Raw genomic sequence first — 19193 nt, forward strand, 5'->3', positions numbered from 1 at the left:
GGCCCGTGCTGTTGCATCTGACGTTCCGGTCAAGCACTTCCTACTCGAAGTCCCTAAAAATCCCGATCCGGGCCATCCCGACAAGTACAGCTTCTATGAAGGGCCTCTCAACCGTGTTCCGACCATCAACAATATGCGGATCTGCGAAGCGGCGCCCCGCTGGACAATTCAAAGAAAGGCATCGAAAAGATCCGAAAAAGCCCAAAGTTCCAATCTTGAAGACATTGACCGCCGCAGAAGCAGATTTCTGCAGCGGTCGTTGTTCGCAAGTACAGAACAGAGGAGGGTCGGATCCATCTTCCCGAAAGGCCGAAACTACAACGGATTATCGCAATCGGATCCTCATCCATGTATCCGAATCGGACGGATCGGCAAAAGTAAAAGTATCCCGGACATTCTGATCCTGCAAAGTCGCATTGAACCGGAGTTCATCTCCTGAATGAATCCCCAGCAGCGATAAGGGAATCGCTATTTTCAAATGTCGGTTCTGGTCTTCAGGCCCCGAAAGCGGCTCCTCAACCCATTTGACGCCCTCTCTCGAACCGGTCAACCCCGACGCTTTGATCGTCAACGGAAGCGCATCCAGCTTCATATCGATCGAAAAATCATCCGAACACGCCTTGTAATCCACATACAGATAGAAAAACGAATCATCGTGGCTGGCCCGGAAGAAAGCACAGGACGGCGAATCCCCTCCGATAAACAGCGAGTGACGACTCTTCCAATCCAGCATATTCCCGTCAGACAAAGTATTTACGTGCGGCGCATCAATACGATGATTAAGGTAAAACACACCAAGTTGAATCCCGGCATCACAATGCATCGCACCAATGACCCGATGAGCGTCCAAAGGCTCCAGACTTCCCCAAAATCCCTTCCCGGCAAAGGGCTGGAACCAATCCCGATCCCAGGCCCGCCCGTTGAAACGACGGCCCTCGCAGTCTCCGATCTTCAAACTGAAAATCCGATCGATATTACAGGATACCAGCGTTTCGCCCGACGGGAAAACCGACACATAGCCGGCACATCCTTCAACGACATTCGTCTCACGATCCGCAGGTCCGGCACTCTCCTCGCCAAGCGGCTGCCAGTCAAAACCCCGATTCCGGACAACCGACATCCTATAAACGCTCTTCCCGGAAGGGCCTTCCGGTTCGAGCCGGGCCTCCAGAAATCCGAAAAGCGTCGTTCCGTCCTTCAAGAGCCGGAAGCAGGGCATCTGATCCGTAAAAATCGCCACGTCCCCGTCGTCGTATTTGTATTGGCGGCAAACACGCATATGATTCTCCCAGGTATGGCCATTATCCGCAGAGGTTATGACCGATGTCCCGGAGTTGCGGGTAGCCGGGTGGCAATCGGTAAAATAACATTGCACACGGCCATCCGGCAACTGCAGCAGATACGGTTCCCAGTTGGTACCTTCGAAGATCACCTGCTCGTCGGACCAGGTTCGGCCGTGATCCCGGCTGCGCTTCAGGACAATTCCGCATCCGATGCCGTATTTATATCCGGCCGAGGCCCGGAATGAACAGACGACCAACAAATCGCCGTTGGCAAGTACAACGGCATCGGCCGTCGAATAACAACGCATGTCGGGGCCTTTCGACGTCTCGATTTCCCGGGGTTCAAACAACAACCGGCCCTTGCTCCAGTTTTTCAGATCATCGCTCGTATAGCAATAGATCCGGGAAGCGATCTGACCTCCCTGACAAAAGAGGATGTAACGACCATCCGCCATCTTCTTGATCCGGGGATATATGGCGGTCCGATCGGTCTGAAGATGCGAGGCCGGAATCAGTTGCATGTATTCATAAACGGGTTCGAGCACACTGTGCCGTTCCTCCCCGGCATGTGAATCATGTGCAGGCATCACGTCGCCCTTTTCCGAAGCATCCATCGAAAAGGACAACAAAAGGGAAAAAGCCGCCAGCGGCAAAAACAAAGATCGGTTCATAAGCAAATGAGCAAGGGAATTCCGGAGAGGAGATTCCTCTCCGGAATTCGACAAATTTACTGAATTTTCCCAAGATAATAGTTGGCCCAAACATGGTCGTTACGCTGGTCCAATGCTTTCCGGAAACATTCCCGGGCTTTAGCATCCTTTCCAAGCGCCTTATACCCGATTCCCTGCATATAATAGGCCCGCGAATTCACATCCTGAGGATACTCGCCATAGCCGAAACTCTCGAAAAAGCGTTGTACATAATCCGTCACACCGGCTTCTCCGTTGCGGACAATCGCTCGGAACATCGCGTTCACATCGGCCTGCGGATCGAGTTTCTTCATGGCAAGGCCCTTTTCATAGTTGTAGATGCAATCGGCATCCTTGACTTCGACCCGGGCCGCCATTTCAAAGTATTTCCGGGCATTGTCCGGATCCCCGACCTTCTCATAGGCCATGCCGATATTGTAATAGACCTGGGCATCCCGCGCATAATATTCCAAATGCGCATAACCATGATTCGCGGGATATTCGTTGGCCATCAACATATATTCAAGCCCTTTCGGATAATCACCCGACCTCCAGGCGGCAAATCCGGAAAGCATACAGGCATCGACATAAATATCGTGCAGGTCTTCAATATGCTCCCGGCGACTGTAGAATCGCGTCAGCAGCGGTTCAAGCACCTCTTCGTACTCTCCGTGAAGAATCCGCTGCCGAATGGCCTTCGTCTCGGAATCATAACGTTTTTCATAGAGTCGCTCCCGTCCAGCAAAGAGTTCGTAGCGATCTTTCAAGGGGGCGTTGATGAGTTCCATGATTTCATCGCACTCCGCCAGGAAGATGGCATTTCCGTCCCGGTCGGCATCGATGGCTTTCCGATACCACTCAATTGCGGCGGGATAATCCTCCTTGAAGAATCGGCAACCCCAGCCGAGATTTCGCAGAGCCATGGCAAAATCGGGCTTGATCTCAACCGCTTTTTCCCAACATTCCATCGCCCGGGCCGGTTGTTTCTGGAAATAGAGATTGCCCAAATAATACCACGTATGGGCACTCGACGGCAAATACTCCAACGCCTTTTCATACACCGCAACGGTCTCCAGCCGGAACGGATAGACATAATCCACGGAGGCGGATTCCGCACTTTCGAACAGAGCCTTCGCCTTCGCCTTATCGCCCTTTTTGTCGGCCAAAAACGCCCGGTAATAGGCAACGGTCGGATAGGAGGAGACCGCCTCGTTGCCGGACAGGATGTCGGCCGCGTCCTCGTAAAAGCCATTGTTCAAATAATACAGTCCGAGTTCCAGATAGGACTCGCTTTCATCCCGAAGCAAGCGGACAAAGGCCTCTTTCGGCTTCTGCCCCAGTTTCATCAGCTCATGGGTGGCATAGTAGTTAAGCGGGTCCACCGAAAGCACCTCGGCGGCAAGTGCGGATGCCTCTTCACACCGGCCGCTGTATCGCAACAAGGTCGTCAGCAGATTTTTGGCATCCAGATTCATGCCGTTGTAGTTGACAGCCATCCGTGCCTCCTGCATCGCCCGGACCGGATCACCCGAAATGGACGAAATCTCCGCCAGTTGGAAATAGGACGCCGAGGCATACTCATAATCCCAGGCCGCTCGGTATAACGTATCGACGGCATCCTCGTAACGTCCTTCCGCCTTCAGGACCAACCCCAGATTGTACATCGATTCGCCGTCGCTGACCCGGGTCTGATTGGCGGTCTGCCTTTCGAGCGCTTTCCGAAGATATTTTTTGGCTTGGGCATAATCACCCTGCTTGCGGTAATATATGCCAAGCTGGGTATTGGCCCGTACGTCTCTCGGATCCCGGCGTATCACCTCGAAAAAGTAGTCGTTGGGATCGACATGGGCGTTGTGGAACTGAAGGTTCCGCATTCCGAGATAGTAGAGTTCTTCGGTATTGGCAACCCGCTTCGGGTCCGGATTCAGCGGGGTGACCGGATCCGGCAGCGGTTTCGTCCGGTCCAGTTTGTACGGATGATAGCTGATCAGTTCATTCCCGGCCGCATCGTACAGGTACATCGTCACCTCCGAAGGTTCCGAGACCTCCGTTCCCGGCACCTGGGTGTCGATGGCAAAGGGACGGTCCGGAGCAATATCGGCCTTCGTTTCATACAACGTCTTCCCGTTTCGCCGCACAACGATCCGGGCATTCCGTTGAATCTGAGTAACATTTGCAGCCAAATGCAGACGTCCGTCGGGATTGATCTCCATGTTGACCGTGGCCTTCTCATTGCCCCGATTCACATGCTGCAGGTCCCGAATGCCATACCAATAGGCCGTAAACTCCTTCATCTCATACGGGTTGATCCAACAGTAATCGGGCTGGTTGTCCGAATAAGCCGCCGTCATCAGCTCAACGTAGGGACCGTCCTCATCGGTCAAGGTCTCGCAATCCCAGGCATGACCGTAATTCATGTGCCCCCAGGTCCAGAATTTACCACCCTTGTTGATATGGCGGTTCCCGGCCAGCATCGTTCCGGCATTCCGGCCATAGTCGTAACCCGCGATGAAATCGTCCTGAAGGTCGTATACGAATACCGACCCGCCCATCAGCGCCGGAGGATTCTTCCAATAACTGACATCCTTGCCGACGTAGTCCGGATTGTCGCAATACGGAGCATCGGGAACAGGCCATCGCATGAAACTGTTTTTGTGATGGAAGGTCCCGAATTCGGTGTTTTCCGGGAAAACGATCTGATAATTCTCATTGGCGTGTGTCGCAACGTTGTTCCAATGGAGCATGGAGTTCCGATCGGGGCTGTTGTTGAAAAAACGGCCCTTCACTTCAATATAGGATCTGTCGGGATAGAGCGTCATGCCAATGGCCCACGACATGCGGTGGCGCTTTTCAATCTCCCCGACCCAGATCGTCTTGGAACCGTCACCGTTGTCTACCAGCCTGTAATCGATCGGAAACTGGCTGGTCGCCCGGTGATGATGGAAGACGTTCCACTCGACACCGCCCGAAATCCAGGCCCCGAGCATTCCGACATTCGCAGGTTTGATAACGTGCTGACGATAGAAGATCTCGTACCCGTTCGTCTTGTCCGTGGCGTAAAACAGCCGTCCGCCGATGTCGGGGAGCACGCAAACCTTCAGGTAGTCGTTTTCAAGATACAAGGCCCGATATACGGTATCGGTCTTGATATCGGTCGGATTGTCATTCATCGCATAGGGATAAACCCCACGTTTGGCACGTTGATAGGCAAAATCCCGTTCAAAAAGAGGCGCTTTCTCGGGAGGATTCACCCGATAAGCCGGAATGGCGAGGGTTCCCTCCCACAATTTCACAGGTCCGTTCTGAGCTGGAATCGTACCACAGACAAAAAGTGACAGCACCGCACATGCAATTCTTTTCATGTTGTTCATTTTCTCGTTCGTATTTCAGTCCTATTCGATCTTGATACAGCGGATCGAGCACCCGGCAGCCCGATCCATCCCGGTCCGGTTCAAATTGGCGTTGTTGTAATAGAAATAGTAGGAACCCGTTGCTCCGGGAACATTGGTCCACAAATAACCGCGATATTCCAGGTATTTAACGACATCCTTATTCTTATCCAGATAGCCAGTCGTCGGGAAATACGAAGTCGTTCCGCTTCCATCGACATCGAACATGTGTCCGTATTGATTGTTGCAGTTTCCCTTGTCCTTGTCGGTCAGACCGGCATAGGCCAACTCTTCCGGCACGCGGTATCCTGCAGGGCACGGGTCGAAAACGGTCTTGACACCCGTTCCCTCCTCGATCGTTCCGTCCGCATTTCCCCACAGGGCATTGATGCGGCCCGCAATCTGCCAGTCGTTGGCAGCAAGCAGGCGAGTATCCGGATGTTGCGTAGCATAAGCGATGGTCCCGGTTTCGGCGGTCGCTTCGAGAACCTGTTCCAGAGCGCTCGGTTCACTCTCATAAGGACTTCCGGAGGGACGCTGGGCCGTCAGATTCCGAGCCAACGGGTCTTTACGCCCCCACTGATAAAAGAGTCCGTAGGAGTTGGGATCTTTTTGTGCGGTAGAGGTTGCACCCAGATTCCGGTCGAGCATGTGGAAGTTGCCCAAAGCCTCGTTTTTCCAGGCGATGTCTTCGGCATCACTGACCCAAACGTGATACGACCAGAGAATCGTCCCCTCGGAATCGCATACGGCAACTACGGCATTGCCCTTTTTCCCGGTTGTCGGGACCCGGAGTGTCGTATTGTCAAGCGAAGGGGTCGAAATCACATCTCCGGATTCATCGGTCGCAGGCTGTTGCCAGATAATCCGAGACCGGGCCGGGAGTCCGACTGCAGCTCCGGAACTGTTGAGGCATTTCAGATTCTCATGCGTAAGTTTTTCATCGAACGTGTAATAGGGGGTCACGTCTATTTCGACTTCTCCGGCCCCTGTCGTCCGGTAACAGTTTGCTGAACCGTAATAGAGCGTTAAGAGCAGTGGTTTCAAAGGTGAAACGACTCCGGCGGTTACGGTTACGGCCTGCCGGGTTGCAATCTCATAACAGCGGCCCTCGGTATCGGTAATGACGAACTCGAAACCGTCGTAGGTCGCAGCCGGAAGGAAAATGACGAATCCCGTATTTTTCGTCAAGTCCCCGCCGGAAGAGATATTGGCACCGTCACCGCAATTCACCGTTACGGAGGCACGATCGCCGTCCGATCCCAATGTAACCGTCCCGGATTCGAGGTCTACCGAAGCCTGCCCCGTGATCTGTTCGCCTCCGGAGGCCGTCATGACCACGGTTTTGATCTTGATCCCAAGCGATTGATAATCGTTAATCTGCAATTGTACGCCGCCACAAAGATTCTGGAACGAGAAGGCATTGTCTTCCGATCTCGCAACCATCGGCAATGCCGAAATGCCGGTTCCTCCGCCAAGCGCCGAATAATAGGATTGCTCCGCCAAGGCCGAGAAATCGACCGTGAGCGAACTCGCTTCAAGGGTCCCGGACGCCGCATCAGCCGGATAAACGGCATAACGAAGCGCATCATTTACAACCTTCTGTTCGTCCTCCGGTAAAAAAATCCCGGTACGGGTATTGTCCGATGCCGTCGTGTAAACGGCCCCTGCAGGAACGGTCGCGCCGAAAATACGGATCCGGTCCCCGGAATTCCATACGACATTCCGCGAGAGATCCAACGAGGTCCGCGACCGCGGATTCAATATGCCGATGACAGACTCCGCTTGTAGAGATTCGGGAATCGCATCGGTCTCTTCGTAACTTGAGCATGAGCCAAAAACGAAGGACAGCGCGAAAATAGTCAGAATATGACGAGTTTTCATGAGCTTGAATTTTTGAGTCGTTTATTTCCACGGATTAATCTCTTCCCCATTGTTCCACTGGGGGCCCTGACCGTTGTCGTTATCGCCCGGTTCGGGCTCAGGTTGGGGTTCGGAAGGCTCTTTGAGCTCTACCGGCAGCCATTTTTCATAGTTGGAAGACGTCAGTCCCGAGAACGTATCGTCACCGGCGGCATCGTGCAATACGGCGTTGAAAAGGATGCGATCCATCGTCGTATTGAGTTTGCTGCGGGGGATGGCGACAACCAGGACATATCCACGGTCGTTTTCCGTTTCATCGAAGGTGCCGAGCACGGTTGCACCCATCTGAAGGTCCTGATTCCCGCATACCAGCGTACCGCTTGCAGCATCAGGAGTGATCTTGACGATCAAAGGATCTCCCGTGGCATTTCCGCTCTGAATCATGAGTTCCAGGCCGTCGGTCCCGGAGAGGTTCTTGTCCAGCCGCTCGGCAAGGCAATACAGATTCTCGGCGTCATACGCAAAACGGAATACGGCCTGGGCTTCCGAGACACTGCCGATGAAGAGCGCATCCTGTACATGGGTCCATCCCTTGCTGCTGCCGATGATTTCGGGGGTGAACTCCGAAGCATTGATGCGGTGATTCAATACGAATTTGGCCAGTTGGATCCGGGCGCAGTCCGTCTGCGTTCCATCAATCGTCTGAGTGAAAGCCTCAGGAAAGACACCGACGAGCGTATGGTCATCGATCAATTCGACGGATCCCCACGAGCCCCGGCCCGGAAAAGCCTGCATCGGCTGGCCGAATTCCCAGGCTTTGGAATCGCCGAGACGCATGTTGAACATATAGTTGATGTTGCAGGAGAGGAGGGTTTCTCCCGAACGGAACTGCCGCAGATAGGGTGCGGCTTCATCCAGGAACAGGTTGCTCTGACGTTCGGCGGGACCGTCCTCATCCCCGGCAGGAGGTCCTGCCGCCCAGTTGTCCGACGTGTATGCCAGGCCCAGATGGTATCGATCTTCCGAGGTTCCGGTACGCCCGAATCGGGACTCGAATGCGACGGCAATCCGTTCCGAACCGTTCAATTGAATGGCCACAGGCATCTGGTCGGTAAATATCGTTTGTCCGGAGCCGTCGGTGGCCACACCGGCCTTTTGCCGAATGATCTTACCCACGGCGGTCCAGGTTGCACCCCGATCCGTAGAACGGAGCAATGAGGTTCCCGAATTACCGATAAGCGGATCGGCATCCGTAAAATAGAGATGTACCTCCTTGCTCGACAATTGAAGGGCGGAGGGTTCCCAGGTCGTACCCCGGTAAATGACCTCCGTCGGAGACCAGGTCCGGCCGTTGTCGGTCGAGCGGCGCATCATGATCCCGTTGTTAAGCGGGTTGAGCAGGTACCCCTTGTTGAGCCGGAAGGAGGCAAAAGCCAGAATATCCCCGTTATCAAGCACAATGGCATCGGCCGACGAGAAGAGTACGCGGTCCGATACCGTGCTTTCATACTGGTTCATGTCGGTTTTTGCAAAAAGCTGCTCCTCGACATTCTGCCAGGAGGTCAGATTGTTGCTGCGGGCATAGTACACGTCGTGAGCCGTCATCCCTTGTTGGTAGATCAACAGATAGGATCCATCCTTCAACTTCTTGATACGGGGATAACGGGCATTTACGGCCGACAGGAGCGGACTCTCCAGGGTGATAAACGACCGGTAATTCATTTCGAGCAGGCTGTTTTGCCACTCGTTCGCATGGGAATTGAGGAATCCTTCATCCGCATTGAGCTCCTGAATCGAGGTGATTTCCGTATCCACAGGCTCCGGATCGGTATTTGTCCCCGGTTTAGGATTCGGATGTTCATCGGCGGACGGCTTGGCACATGCGGACAATGACAGCACCCATGCCCAAAAGATCGTTTTACTTATCAATCGACTGTATTTCATGACTGTAGAATTATTGGATATTCATATTTTTATCACGTGTCATGGATCGGATGAAATCAATTTCGTGTGGATCGTAAGGAGTCCCATCGGAACGATAAATGTCATGGAACCAAATCTCGGGTTCCGGATCCCCGGCCTTGCTGGACCATTGCAGATGGAAATTGCATTTCCCGGCTGTGAGGCCCCAACTGATAGCTCCGACATGCTCGCGTTTGAGAATAGGCATGATCTCTTCGAAGGTGGAACGCGGCCGTCCCATATATTCCTGACAAACAATCGGCCGGTCGAACTGTTTCATGTACGAAATGAATGTCTCCATCTCTTCCGGTTCATAATAGCAATGGAACGTCATGATATCGCAATTCTCGCCCAGGAAACTGATAATCGGGTAATTGCTTCGCCCCCCATGATATCCGGGGCAGAGCCAAACGGGAGACGAAAGCGGTTGCGAAGGGTTGACTTCACGTCCCCAGCGGAAAACTTCACGCAATAAAGGCAGACTCCGAGCCCCTTCCTTGAAATTTTCCGGCTCGTTGTAAAGGCACCAGAACAAAATACGGTCATCATCCCGGAATGTGTTCATAATGTCCGTCACATACTTTTTCAGCCGCGGCCAGGTCGCAGGATCGTTTACGGACTGCGCCCCGGGACTTTGAATCCATTGCGAATTATGCACGCCGGATATGGGTTCCGGCTGTTTGCCGAGTTTAGGATTGTTGAAACGGCCCCCATTGGTAAAAAAAGTCACAATAACCTTGATCCCGTGGCGGTCGCAGATCCCAAGGAACTGATCGATACGCTGTTTGAAACCGTCCGGATCAGCTTCCCAGACCATGTCATGCAGGAAAATGCGAACCGTATTGAATCCCAGGCCTTCGGCAAGGTTCATTTCTTGTTCTATGGTCTGAGGGTCGAAAGACTCCCGCTGCCACATTTCGAATTGATTGATTGCCGACGCAGCAACATAGTTGAACCCTACCGGCCATTCGTGCGAGGCATACCAGGCATTCGCCCGCTCTTCAGACCATCTTTCGGCGAGTTCTGCCGACGGAGCGGCACAGGATACGGCTGCCAATAACGAGGCTATCGAAAAAATCAATTTTTGTTTCATAATCATACGAAATATTTAATATCCAGGATTTTGATCCTTAGCCGGATCAAGAGCAGTATTGTAATTGAACTCGTCCGTTGGAATGGGCCACCAGTAGGCGGCGTCCCCGACTTCGGAGGTCGAAGTGATGCGACCGGCCTTTACGGCATATTCAGCCAGTTTCCCGCATCGTTTCAGGTCACAGTAGCGTTTCCCCTCGAAAACGGTTTCATATCCCCGTTCCTTGAGCAGCAGCTCCATAAAAGACTCTTGCGTCGAATAATCCGCCAGTTTGTAATCCGAAGCATGTGCCTGCATCGGGTTCAGGCCATAGGCTCGACGGTGTATCCGGTTGATCATTTCCAGGGCTGTACTATTGGGTTTCCCATCCCTGCGGCAGATTGCCTCGGCATAATAGAGCAGCGCATCGGCATAGCGATAGACGGGAAAGTCGTTGGCCATAGTGGACCCGTCGGTCTCCTGATCCCGATACTTCAGACAGATCATTCCGGTTTTGGTCAAACTGTTGAGCGTTCCATTCTCCGTTTGTTTGTAAAGGCTGTACTGATAGCGAAGATCCGCAGGATCCCAATCGACAATAAACCGATTGTTGACATAGTCGGTATAGATGCCCAAAGCACCTGTGGCAAAAACCGGATTGGGTTTGCACAAATACATCCAGGGGAAAGTGGCTCCTTCATCCCGATTGTATTTAAAATAAAATATCTCCTCCTGCGTGGCATTGGCCTTGTAGCCGTAGAGGTCATCGAAATCATCGGCCGCCGAAACCTCCACAAGCGCATAACGCCCGGAGGTCACGATCTCTTCGGCCGCCGAAGCTGCGCCACTCCAATCCTCCAGATACAGGCAGGCCTCTGTCCGCAACATCAAAGCCGCATAGCGAGTCGGATGTCCCGCCATAACCACCGTTTCCGGCAGCAAACCGGCAGCATCGGCAGCCTCTCGGGCGATAAATTCCCAGATCTCACGCTCCGGAGTTCTCGGTTTGTTGAAATCGGACATGTTGGTTTCGTCGAAAAAAGGCACGGCCCCGAAATATTTGACCAGGTACGAATAACTGAAGGCCCGCAGATACCGGGTCTCTCCCGTCAATTGGTCATATTGAAGCTGGGAAAGAGTGGCGCCGTCGATCTGAGAGAGGATTTCATTCGAAAAGCGAATGGCTCGGTACAGTACGGCCCACGTATCTTTGGAGAAACCGATTCCGCCGCTCGTCAGGCCACTGGCATAAGACGTCGCATAATTTCCCCGCCCATAACAGTAATCGGCAAGGCTTTCGCTCAACACCGAAAGGTACCGGCCGAATCCGGGATTGCGGCGCAACTGATAATAGATCGAATTGATAACGCTCTGCACCTCTTCGGCATTGGACATAAAGGTCGTGGCATCCACTTTTTTAGGGTGCTCCTCCAGAAAGGACCACTCTTCACAGGAAGTGACGAGCGTCGAGGCTCCGAACAATGCAAGTATAAATGAAAGGATCCGTTTCATAATTTTAACTGTTTGATCGTTAGAATACAAGCCGGCAACCCAGCGAGAAAGTCCGGGCACTGGGATAACAGTTGGAATCAATGCCTTGAATGAGGGAATTTCCTCCGCCATTTGCATTTACATCCGGATCCCAGAACGGATAGGACGTGATCGTGAACAGATTCTGAGCACTGACAAACACACGCGCCCGGCTGATAAACCGCCCTTTGCCGCAAGGGATGTCGTAGCTCAGTTCAAGATTCTTGAGACGCAGGTAGCTGCCGTCGTAAACGAAGCGGTCGGACATCTTCAACGAAATATTCTGTGACAGGTTCGGATATTTCGCATTCGGATTCTCCGGAGTCCAATGGTCATAGAGCACCTCGCGCAACGCATTGGCATTATATCCATAGTCGTAAGCGACGCTGACCATACTGAGCGAATAGATATCGTTTCCGAACGAACCCTGGAAAAACGCGCTTAACGTAAAGCCCTTGTAATTGACCGCCGTATTGAAATTGAGCAGAAAATCGGGATTGGGATTTCCGATAATGGTTTTATCGGCAGCCGAAATTCCCTCCTTGCCATCGAGATCCTTGTAAACGATCTGCCCCTTATCGTCATAACCATCCTCCACATAGCCATAGAAGAGATACATGGGTTCTCCTTCCCGCATCAAGTTCAATTGATCGTTAAGTAGCGTGTTGCTGACCGTTCCGCCGAAAATATCCTTGCCTTCCGAAAGCGAGAGGACTTTCGATCGGTTGAGCGAAAAATTGACGCCGAAATCCCACTTTACGGCCTTGTTGATGATTCGGGAATCGAGCTGGACCTCGACACCGGAATTGCGGATCGATCCGATATTGCGCAACGCCGTCGTATAACCGCTCGACCGGGGCATCTCGACATCATTGAGCAGATCCGTCGTCTTTTTATGGTAATAATCGGCCGTCAGGCGGATTCGGTTGTTGAGAAGGGCCAGATCGATGCCGGCATTCAACTGCGCGGTCGTCTCCCACCGGAGCCCGCCAAGATACGTGTCGCTCGGGGCATACCCCACAACCGTCGTTTTATCGAACACGACATTGACGGATTCCAACGTATTCTGCGTCGAATAGGGAGAAATGGCCGTACTGCCGGTCACGCCGTATCCGACACGCAGCTTGAGATCCGACAACCAATCGAGATCCTTCATGAAACGCTCCTGGGAGATACGCCACGCCACGGCCGCCGAAGGGAAATACCCCCATTTGTTGCCTTTGCTGTAACGCGACGATCCGTCGGCCCGGAAATTCACGGTCAGGAGGTACCGGTTGTCGTAGTTATAGTTGAAACGCCCGAGGAATGAAAGGAGTTTCCAGTTCGAATACCCCGAAGTCGGCAAGCCTTTTACTTCGGCGGCATTCATGTCGTAGGACTCCACCACATCACTCAAAAAGCCGGTTCCGGTTCCGGTCCCAACGGTTTTCGACGTACTCTCTTCATACGTAATACCGCCCATGACGTTGATATGGTGCTTCCCGAAACCCTTGTCGTATGTAATGATGTTGTTGCTGGTAATCCCCAGGGTCTCGCCCAAAGTTATGGAGGCAGCACCGTCGGAATTCGGATAGTCGAGCGATTTGGTGTAATCCTTTCTGTTCTGATTGTTGGAGATGTTTGCGGCGAGTTGTATGGACAAGCCGTCGACCGGTTTGATCGTCAGAGCCGCATTGGCCAATATCCGGTTTGCATACCATTTGTTCTTGATTTCGTAAAGATAGGCCAGCGGATTGGTCCCAGCGACCGGTTGAGTCTGGAAATCGTTCCAGGAACCATCATCATAATGCGGCGTGGCAAGCGGAGAGGTTACCAACGCGGCGCCGATCACCGACGACCCGCGGCTGCCGCCCTGGGAATTCATCTGATCATGATTCGAACGGCTGAAAATGATATTCGCGGAGGCGGAAACATACTTCGAAATATTGTAGTTGAGGTCGGTACGCAGGGAGATGCGCTCATAACCGCTCTTCTTGACGATTCCGTCTTGTTTGAAATAACTGGCTCCGAGCGATCCCTGGAACTTGGAATTGCCGCCGGTGATATCCACGGCATGGTTGGTGATGACCGCCGCACGGAACACCTCGTCCTGCCAATTGGTATTGAACGTGTTTTCCTGGATCTGCTTTTCCGTGAAGACGGCCGGCAGACCGTTGATTTCGGCTTTTTTATTCAGATAGATCATATACTCGTCGCCGCTGAGCATCTCCATCTGCTTGGCTAGGCTTTGGACCCCGACACTGCCGTCGTAGGTGACTTTCACCTCTCCCTGTTTGGCGCTTTTCGTCGTGACGATGACAACGCCATTGGCACCCCGGGAGCCGTAAATAGCCGTTGCCGAAGCATCTTTCAGAATCTCGACCGATTCGATATCCGAGGTATTGATCATGTTGATATCCCCGGGGAATCCATTGATGATCCAAAGAGGCTCGTTGTCGCCCTTGATCGAATTCGCACCGCGAATACGGACCTGAATACCGGCCCCGGGCTGTCCGTTGAGCTGATTGATCTGTACGCCCGAGACGCGCCCCTGAAGGGCCGACGCAACCGAAAGATTGGCAAATTCGTTGATCACGTCGCCTTTCACCTGGGCAATGGCCCCGGACAGGTCGCGTTTGCGTTGCACACCATACCCGACGACTACGAGTTCGTCCATCTGAAGACTCTCTTCGGTCAGGGTGATGGTAATTTCAGTACGGCCGTTCAGCGGGGTTTCCCGGGCGGTCATACCGAGATAACTAACGGTCAGTATGGCCTGAGCCGGGATTGCGTGAAACCGGCAAATTCCCTTCGTATCGGAAATTTCGCCCCGATTGCTGCCTTTTACAACAACGGCAGCTCCCGATACGGGTTTTCCTTCGGCATCCAATATACGGACCGTGCAATTCTCAATCGTGTTAACAGCATTCCTGGACTGAGACAAAGCCGCACTCGGCCACAGACACAGCAATGCAAAACACAGAACGGAAGAGAGGAAAATCAATTTCCCCGTGGCAATGAGGAGTCGTTCGTGTTTCATAATGGTTGGTTTTAAGTTCGTACAGATCGGTTTCCGGCAACCGATCCTAATCAGGGTGGTTCATGAGCCCAATACAAAAATAGCAGGACTCGGCACGATGTGAAACGGTCTTCCGGCGGTTTGGGAAAATCGTCGTATCGGTTGGAAAAATTGTTGCATCGGCGCCTTTCAGAAAGCCCGGGCAACTATTTTTTCTGATATTCTGCCGGAAGAATGCCGAATTGCTCCTTGAAGCATTTGGCAAAATAGGAGGGTGAGTTGAATCCGACCGCAAAGCAGACCTCACTGACCCGGCATTTGTTTCGGGCAAGTAATTGTGCAGCGACTGACAGCCGTTTGAAACGCAGATAATCGTTGGGGGTCGTGTCGAGCAGCGCCCGGACTTTCCGGATCAGGGTCGAGCGGCTCAGGAAAAGAGCCTCTTCAATCTGTTTGCTGGAAAACGCGGGATCTTTGAGATTTTGCATGATCACTTCATCGAGACGATGCAGGAACTCCTCGTCGGCACTCTGGAGATTGAACTGTTTGGGATCGACCCGGGCCGACGGATTCTGGTATGCCTTTTTCAGCCCGGCCCGTTTATCAAGGATCCCCTTGATACAGGCCTGAAGGTACTCGATACTGAACGGTTTTTCAATATAGGTGCTGGCTCCGGCCTCAATACATGCGATTTTGGTATCTGTGGCCGATATGGCCGAAACCACAATTACGGGAATATGCGAGCAATTGAAATCGGCGGAAATCGTCCGACAAAACTCGATGCCGCTCATTCCGGGCAACGCGATATCGGTAACAATGATATCGGGTTCGTGTTTTCGAAGCAACGCGCAGGCCTTCTCTGCAGAGTGTGCGATCTGAACCTGAAAATCAGCACCGAGCCTGCGGGCCAGATAGGCCGAAAGCTCCCGATTGTCTTCCACAAGCAGAATCGATGCCCCCAAAGGTCTGCTGGCCGGAGTCTCCTCGTTACCGATTGCCGTCTCCGTCTGAAATTCCCGGACCGGAAGGGTCAGCACGAAGGTCGTGGCCGTCGTATCGTCGGAGATCTCCAAAGTCCCGTCATGCATTTCGGCCAACGTCCGGGCCAGAGGAAGCCCGATACCGAAACTCCGGGCCTCGGTCTCCCGGTCGGTGCTGTACTGCACGAACGGCTTGAAAATCTCGGATCGCCGTTCGAATGGAATCGCGGGCCCGTCATTGCTGATTTCAACGACTGCGGCTCCCGTTTTCCGGACAACGGTTACCCGGATATAGGTCTCCGCATATTTAACGGCATTGTGAAGCAGGTTGTTCAGGATCTTATCGATCGCACTCTCGTCGGCTTCGATATAAATGGATTCCGGATTGGAGTTGAACGAGAGTTTCAGATTCCGGGACTTCACCGTTTCGGCAAAATTCGAGCACAGAAAACCGATTCTTTCGACAAGGTCCAGCATCCGACGATTGAGCTGGTAACCGTGTTTTTCGATGCGGATAAAATCAAGTAACTCCCGAACCAGTCGATCCAGATATTCCGTACCGTTTCCAATAGTTGCCAATTCCTCCAAGAGTGACGGATCGAGCCGTTCCGAGGCCATGATATTTTGCAAGGGGGTCCGGATAACGGTGAGCGGCGTCTTGATCTCATGAACGACGCTCGAAAAAAACGACAGTTTCTGTTGGAAAAGTTCCTCTTCCTTCTGCTGTTTATAAATTTCATGTTCCCGCTTTTCCCGGATGATGGCCCGACGATAGTAAAAGAGAAATATCCCGACAATAATGGAAACAAGGACAAACACATAGAGAAGAATCGCAACCGTACTTTTATAAAAACGCTGTGCCACGGTAATCGTCAAATCGGAATGCACGATCTCTTCGGCGCCGATTCCGTTCAACGCTTTCGTTTTCAAGGTATAGGTTCCGGCCGGAACATTGTAATAAAATATGGTGTTGTCGATCGTCGTATGCCGCCACACGGAATCGAAGCCTTCGAGTTTGCATTGAATGGCATTCGACCCGGAAGCATTCGAATTGAGAATGGCAAATCCGAATCCGAACGAATTTTGTCGGGGCGAGAGATGAATCTCATGCGTTTCGTCGACATTGCAGGCAAGCGGACCGTTTCCAGTCTCGGACGGAGTTACCAAATCATCTCCAACCCTCAGGCCCGTAATCACAAGGCGTGAATTCCCGTTTTTCGAGCTAAAACGTTCCGGATTGAAACGGATGAATCCGCTCCGCGATCCGAAATAGAGATCTCCATTGTCGTCTTTCCATCCGCAGTTTTTGAATTCGTTGTCGAGGAGGCCGTCATAAACCGAAAACAATCGGATTTCGTCCGTATCGGGATCAAGAGACAAAAGTCCCTTGTCCGAGGAGATCCAAAGCACTCCCAGATCGTCTTCCAGAATCATGAAACAGATATCGGTCGGAAGCAGATCGTTATGCGCCGTGTTATAGTTTTTGAATTGTCCGGTCGCCTTGTCGAAACTGCAAAAGCCATCGTTGAAACTGGTGGCCCAGATTCTGTCGTTCGACCCGACGGATACCGAAAAGAGCTTGTTGGAGGAAATACTTCCCTCTGCCGGGCTGGAGGGATCGTTGAGATAATGCGCCATGATACGGTCATCGAGCGGGTCATAACGGACCAAACCCTTGGCATAGGTTGAGATCCAAAGTGTTTGCTCTGCGTCTTCCTCCATATCGGTCACAAAAACGCCCTCAAACCATTCGATCGGATCGAACACGTCCTGAACGCGATCATATCGGAACAATCCTACGGTAGTCCCTACGAACAACTCATGGCACGAGGTGCAAAATATGGCAAAAACCCTCCGGTCCTGCATGGAAAACGGGAATCCAAGGGTTTCATAGGCTTTGCTCTCCCTGGTACGGGGATTGAAACGGTAAAGGCCTTGAATGGTTCCTATCCACAAGATTCCGGAATCGTAACAAACCGTAAATTGGGTTTTGGGGAGGTTGACACCTGCGATTTTTGTCAATTGCCTCGATTTTTTGTCGTAAACCAGCAGGCCCTCCTTTTCAGTAGCGACCCAAATATGGCCTTTTTTGTCATCGGCGAATCCCCGGACCAGACAATCTCCGAGAGACTGGTTCTTCACCAAATATTGTTTTTCGAAATTTCGTTGTATGGCACTGCTATAATTCACCCCGCCGACATTGGTCCCGATCCACAGGCCCTCGTTTGCATCGATATAGACTGCGAACGCATGATTGTCCGACAGCGAAAAACGGTCCTGCTCATCCGCCGTATAACAATGAACCGTTTCGTCCTTCGGATTATAAACGTATACGCCGATATTGGTCGGCATCCATACTCGGCCCTGCCGATCGATGAACAGATCCTCGGCCGAGAAATCGGATTGCGGAGGAGGGATGAGGGTGCGGATTGTCCCTGTTGTCTGATCCAAAAGGCATAAGCCCTGGATGACACTCACAATATATACACTCCGAGGCTGCCCGGGAACAGTCTGGACAGCCGTTACATCATCATGTCGGAATTGACTGATTACCGTCCACTCCCTTAGGGATTGGGGTATCGCCTGCCCGGGCGCCAGATATAAAAGCGAATGATAAAAAAGCGAGATCCACAATCCGTTTTCCGCATCAACATGCAACGTCCGGATATTGACCGGGAGCGTCTGTTTTCCATGCTCGAAAAAATAGTTGCGAAGCGATTTCGAAGTTGGATCATAGGCAAAAAGCCCTTGCCCGTTGACCGAAATCCATATTACGCCGTCGGGGCCCTTACAGATTGCATTGGCCTTGTTATGGATGAAGGTTCCCGAATCGCTTTTCCGGGTAAAAGGTTCAAAACGGTCCGTATGGACATTGTATACCGTAACACCCAGATCGGTTCCGACCCAAAGATTCCCGTCCTCATCGTTGCACAGGGCCGTAACGTATACCGACTGAAGTCCGAGTTCCTCTTTGGTATAGTTCCGGAATCGCGTTCCATCGAACCGGCTCAAACCGGAAGAGGTCCCGAACCAGATAAAGCCCTTTTCATCCTGAATGATCTTGTTGACCATGTTGTAGGGCAGTCCGCTGTTCGTCGAGGTATAATGCGTGAACTTGTACTCGGGCGTGGCGGCCAAGGCGACTTGACACAAAACGAGAAACCAGCCTATTGCGATACCGGTTATTTTGCCTCGGAATTTATGGTTTCGACGATCGGTCAAGATATGCAACGATTATTTCATACAACATGGAAGTACGGTCAATAACCCGGTCTCGGCGGTTTTATTTCCACCCTACGGCCGCACATCGGGGGCCTCCAATCGGAGAACGGGAAACACATGCGGCAAAGACAAACAAAATGGAGCAAGAACAAGTGGAATATAAAGTCATAACGCTCTTATTATTACTCGAAACAGACAAAAGCTA

At 52.3% G+C, this 19193-nt stretch carries 10 protein-coding genes; 2 read left to right on the forward strand and 8 right to left on the reverse strand.

Annotated elements, in window-relative coordinates; translation table 11 throughout:
• Positions 1–325: 325 nt before the first annotated feature.
• From ABGT65_RS00215 to ABGT65_RS00250, 8 genes are all read right to left on the reverse strand, one after another.
• Positions 326–2008: a sialidase family protein gene (locus ABGT65_RS00215; RefSeq protein WP_346699194.1), complete on the reverse strand. Its 1683-nt coding sequence runs from the start codon at positions 2006–2008 to the stop codon at positions 326–328.
• A gap of 2 nt (positions 2009–2010) precedes the next feature.
• Positions 2011–5334 (reverse strand): DUF5107 domain-containing protein, encoded by a 3324-nt coding sequence (locus ABGT65_RS00220; protein WP_346699196.1) that lies wholly within the window; start codon positions 5332–5334, stop codon positions 2011–2013.
• 30 nt (positions 5335–5364) lie between these two features.
• A complete protein-coding gene (locus ABGT65_RS00225) occupies positions 5365–7245 on the reverse strand; it encodes a hypothetical protein (protein WP_346699198.1) in 1881 nt (626 codons plus the stop codon).
• Positions 7246–7266: 21 nt separating this feature from the next.
• Positions 7267–9039 (reverse strand): hypothetical protein, encoded by a 1773-nt coding sequence (locus ABGT65_RS00230; RefSeq protein WP_346699200.1) that lies wholly within the window; start codon positions 9037–9039, stop codon positions 7267–7269.
• 139 nt (positions 9040–9178) lie between these two features.
• Positions 9179–10279 (reverse strand): cellulase family glycosylhydrolase, encoded by a 1101-nt coding sequence (locus tag ABGT65_RS00235; RefSeq protein ID WP_346699201.1) that lies wholly within the window; start codon positions 10277–10279, stop codon positions 9179–9181.
• A gap of 15 nt (positions 10280–10294) precedes the next feature.
• Positions 10295–11881 (reverse strand): RagB/SusD family nutrient uptake outer membrane protein, encoded by a 1587-nt coding sequence (locus ABGT65_RS00240; RefSeq protein WP_346699202.1) that lies wholly within the window; start codon positions 11879–11881, stop codon positions 10295–10297.
• Positions 11790–14807, reverse strand: coding sequence for a TonB-dependent receptor (locus tag ABGT65_RS00245; protein ID WP_346699204.1), 3018 nt, complete (start codon positions 14805–14807; stop codon positions 11790–11792). Before ABGT65_RS00245 ends, ABGT65_RS00240 begins: the two co-directional genes overlap by 92 nt.
• 185 nt (positions 14808–14992) lie before the next feature.
• On the reverse strand, positions 14993–17488 hold the full coding sequence (locus tag ABGT65_RS00250) for a response regulator (protein ID WP_346699206.1): 2496 nt from the start codon (positions 17486–17488) through the stop codon (positions 14993–14995).
• A gap of 99 nt (positions 17489–17587) precedes the next feature.
• Between ABGT65_RS00250 and ABGT65_RS00255 the strand changes: the two genes are divergently transcribed.
• Positions 17588–18226 carry a hypothetical protein gene (locus ABGT65_RS00255; RefSeq protein ID WP_346699207.1) on the forward strand — a complete coding sequence of 213 codons (639 nt, stop codon included), beginning with the start codon at positions 17588–17590 and terminating at the stop codon, positions 18224–18226.
• A 150-nt stretch (positions 18227–18376) separates the two neighbouring features.
• Positions 18377–19033 (forward strand): hypothetical protein, encoded by a 657-nt coding sequence (locus ABGT65_RS00260; RefSeq protein ID WP_346699209.1) that lies wholly within the window; start codon positions 18377–18379, stop codon positions 19031–19033.
• The last annotated feature ends 160 nt before the right edge of the window (positions 19034–19193 follow it).

Origin of the sequence: uncultured Alistipes sp. (assembly GCF_963931675.1) — a bacterium.
GTDB lineage: Bacteria > Bacteroidota > Bacteroidia > Bacteroidales > Rikenellaceae > Alistipes.

Coding starts and splice junctions, on each gene's coding strand:
- ABGT65_RS00235 (WP_346699201.1), bottom strand. CDS start 10,279: ATGAAACAAAAATTGATTTTTTCGATAGCCTCGTTATTGGCAGCCGTA.
- ABGT65_RS00220 (WP_346699196.1), bottom strand. CDS start 5,334: ATGAAAAGAATTGCATGTGCGGTGCTGTCACTTTTTGTCTGTGGTACG.
- ABGT65_RS00255 (WP_346699207.1), top strand. CDS start 17,588: ATGGCACGAGGTGCAAAATATGGCAAAAACCCTCCGGTCCTGCATGGA.
- ABGT65_RS00225 (WP_346699198.1), bottom strand. CDS start 7,245: ATGAAAACTCGTCATATTCTGACTATTTTCGCGCTGTCCTTCGTTTTT.
- ABGT65_RS00250 (WP_346699206.1), bottom strand. CDS start 17,488: ATGGAGGAAGACGCAGAGCAAACACTTTGGATCTCAACCTATGCCAAG.
- ABGT65_RS00240 (WP_346699202.1), bottom strand. CDS start 11,881: ATGGCGGAGGAAATTCCCTCATTCAAGGCATTGATTCCAACTGTTATC.
- ABGT65_RS00260 (WP_346699209.1), top strand. CDS start 18,377: ATGATAAAAAAGCGAGATCCACAATCCGTTTTCCGCATCAACATGCAA.
- ABGT65_RS00245 (WP_346699204.1), bottom strand. CDS start 14,807: ATGAAACACGAACGACTCCTCATTGCCACGGGGAAATTGATTTTCCTC.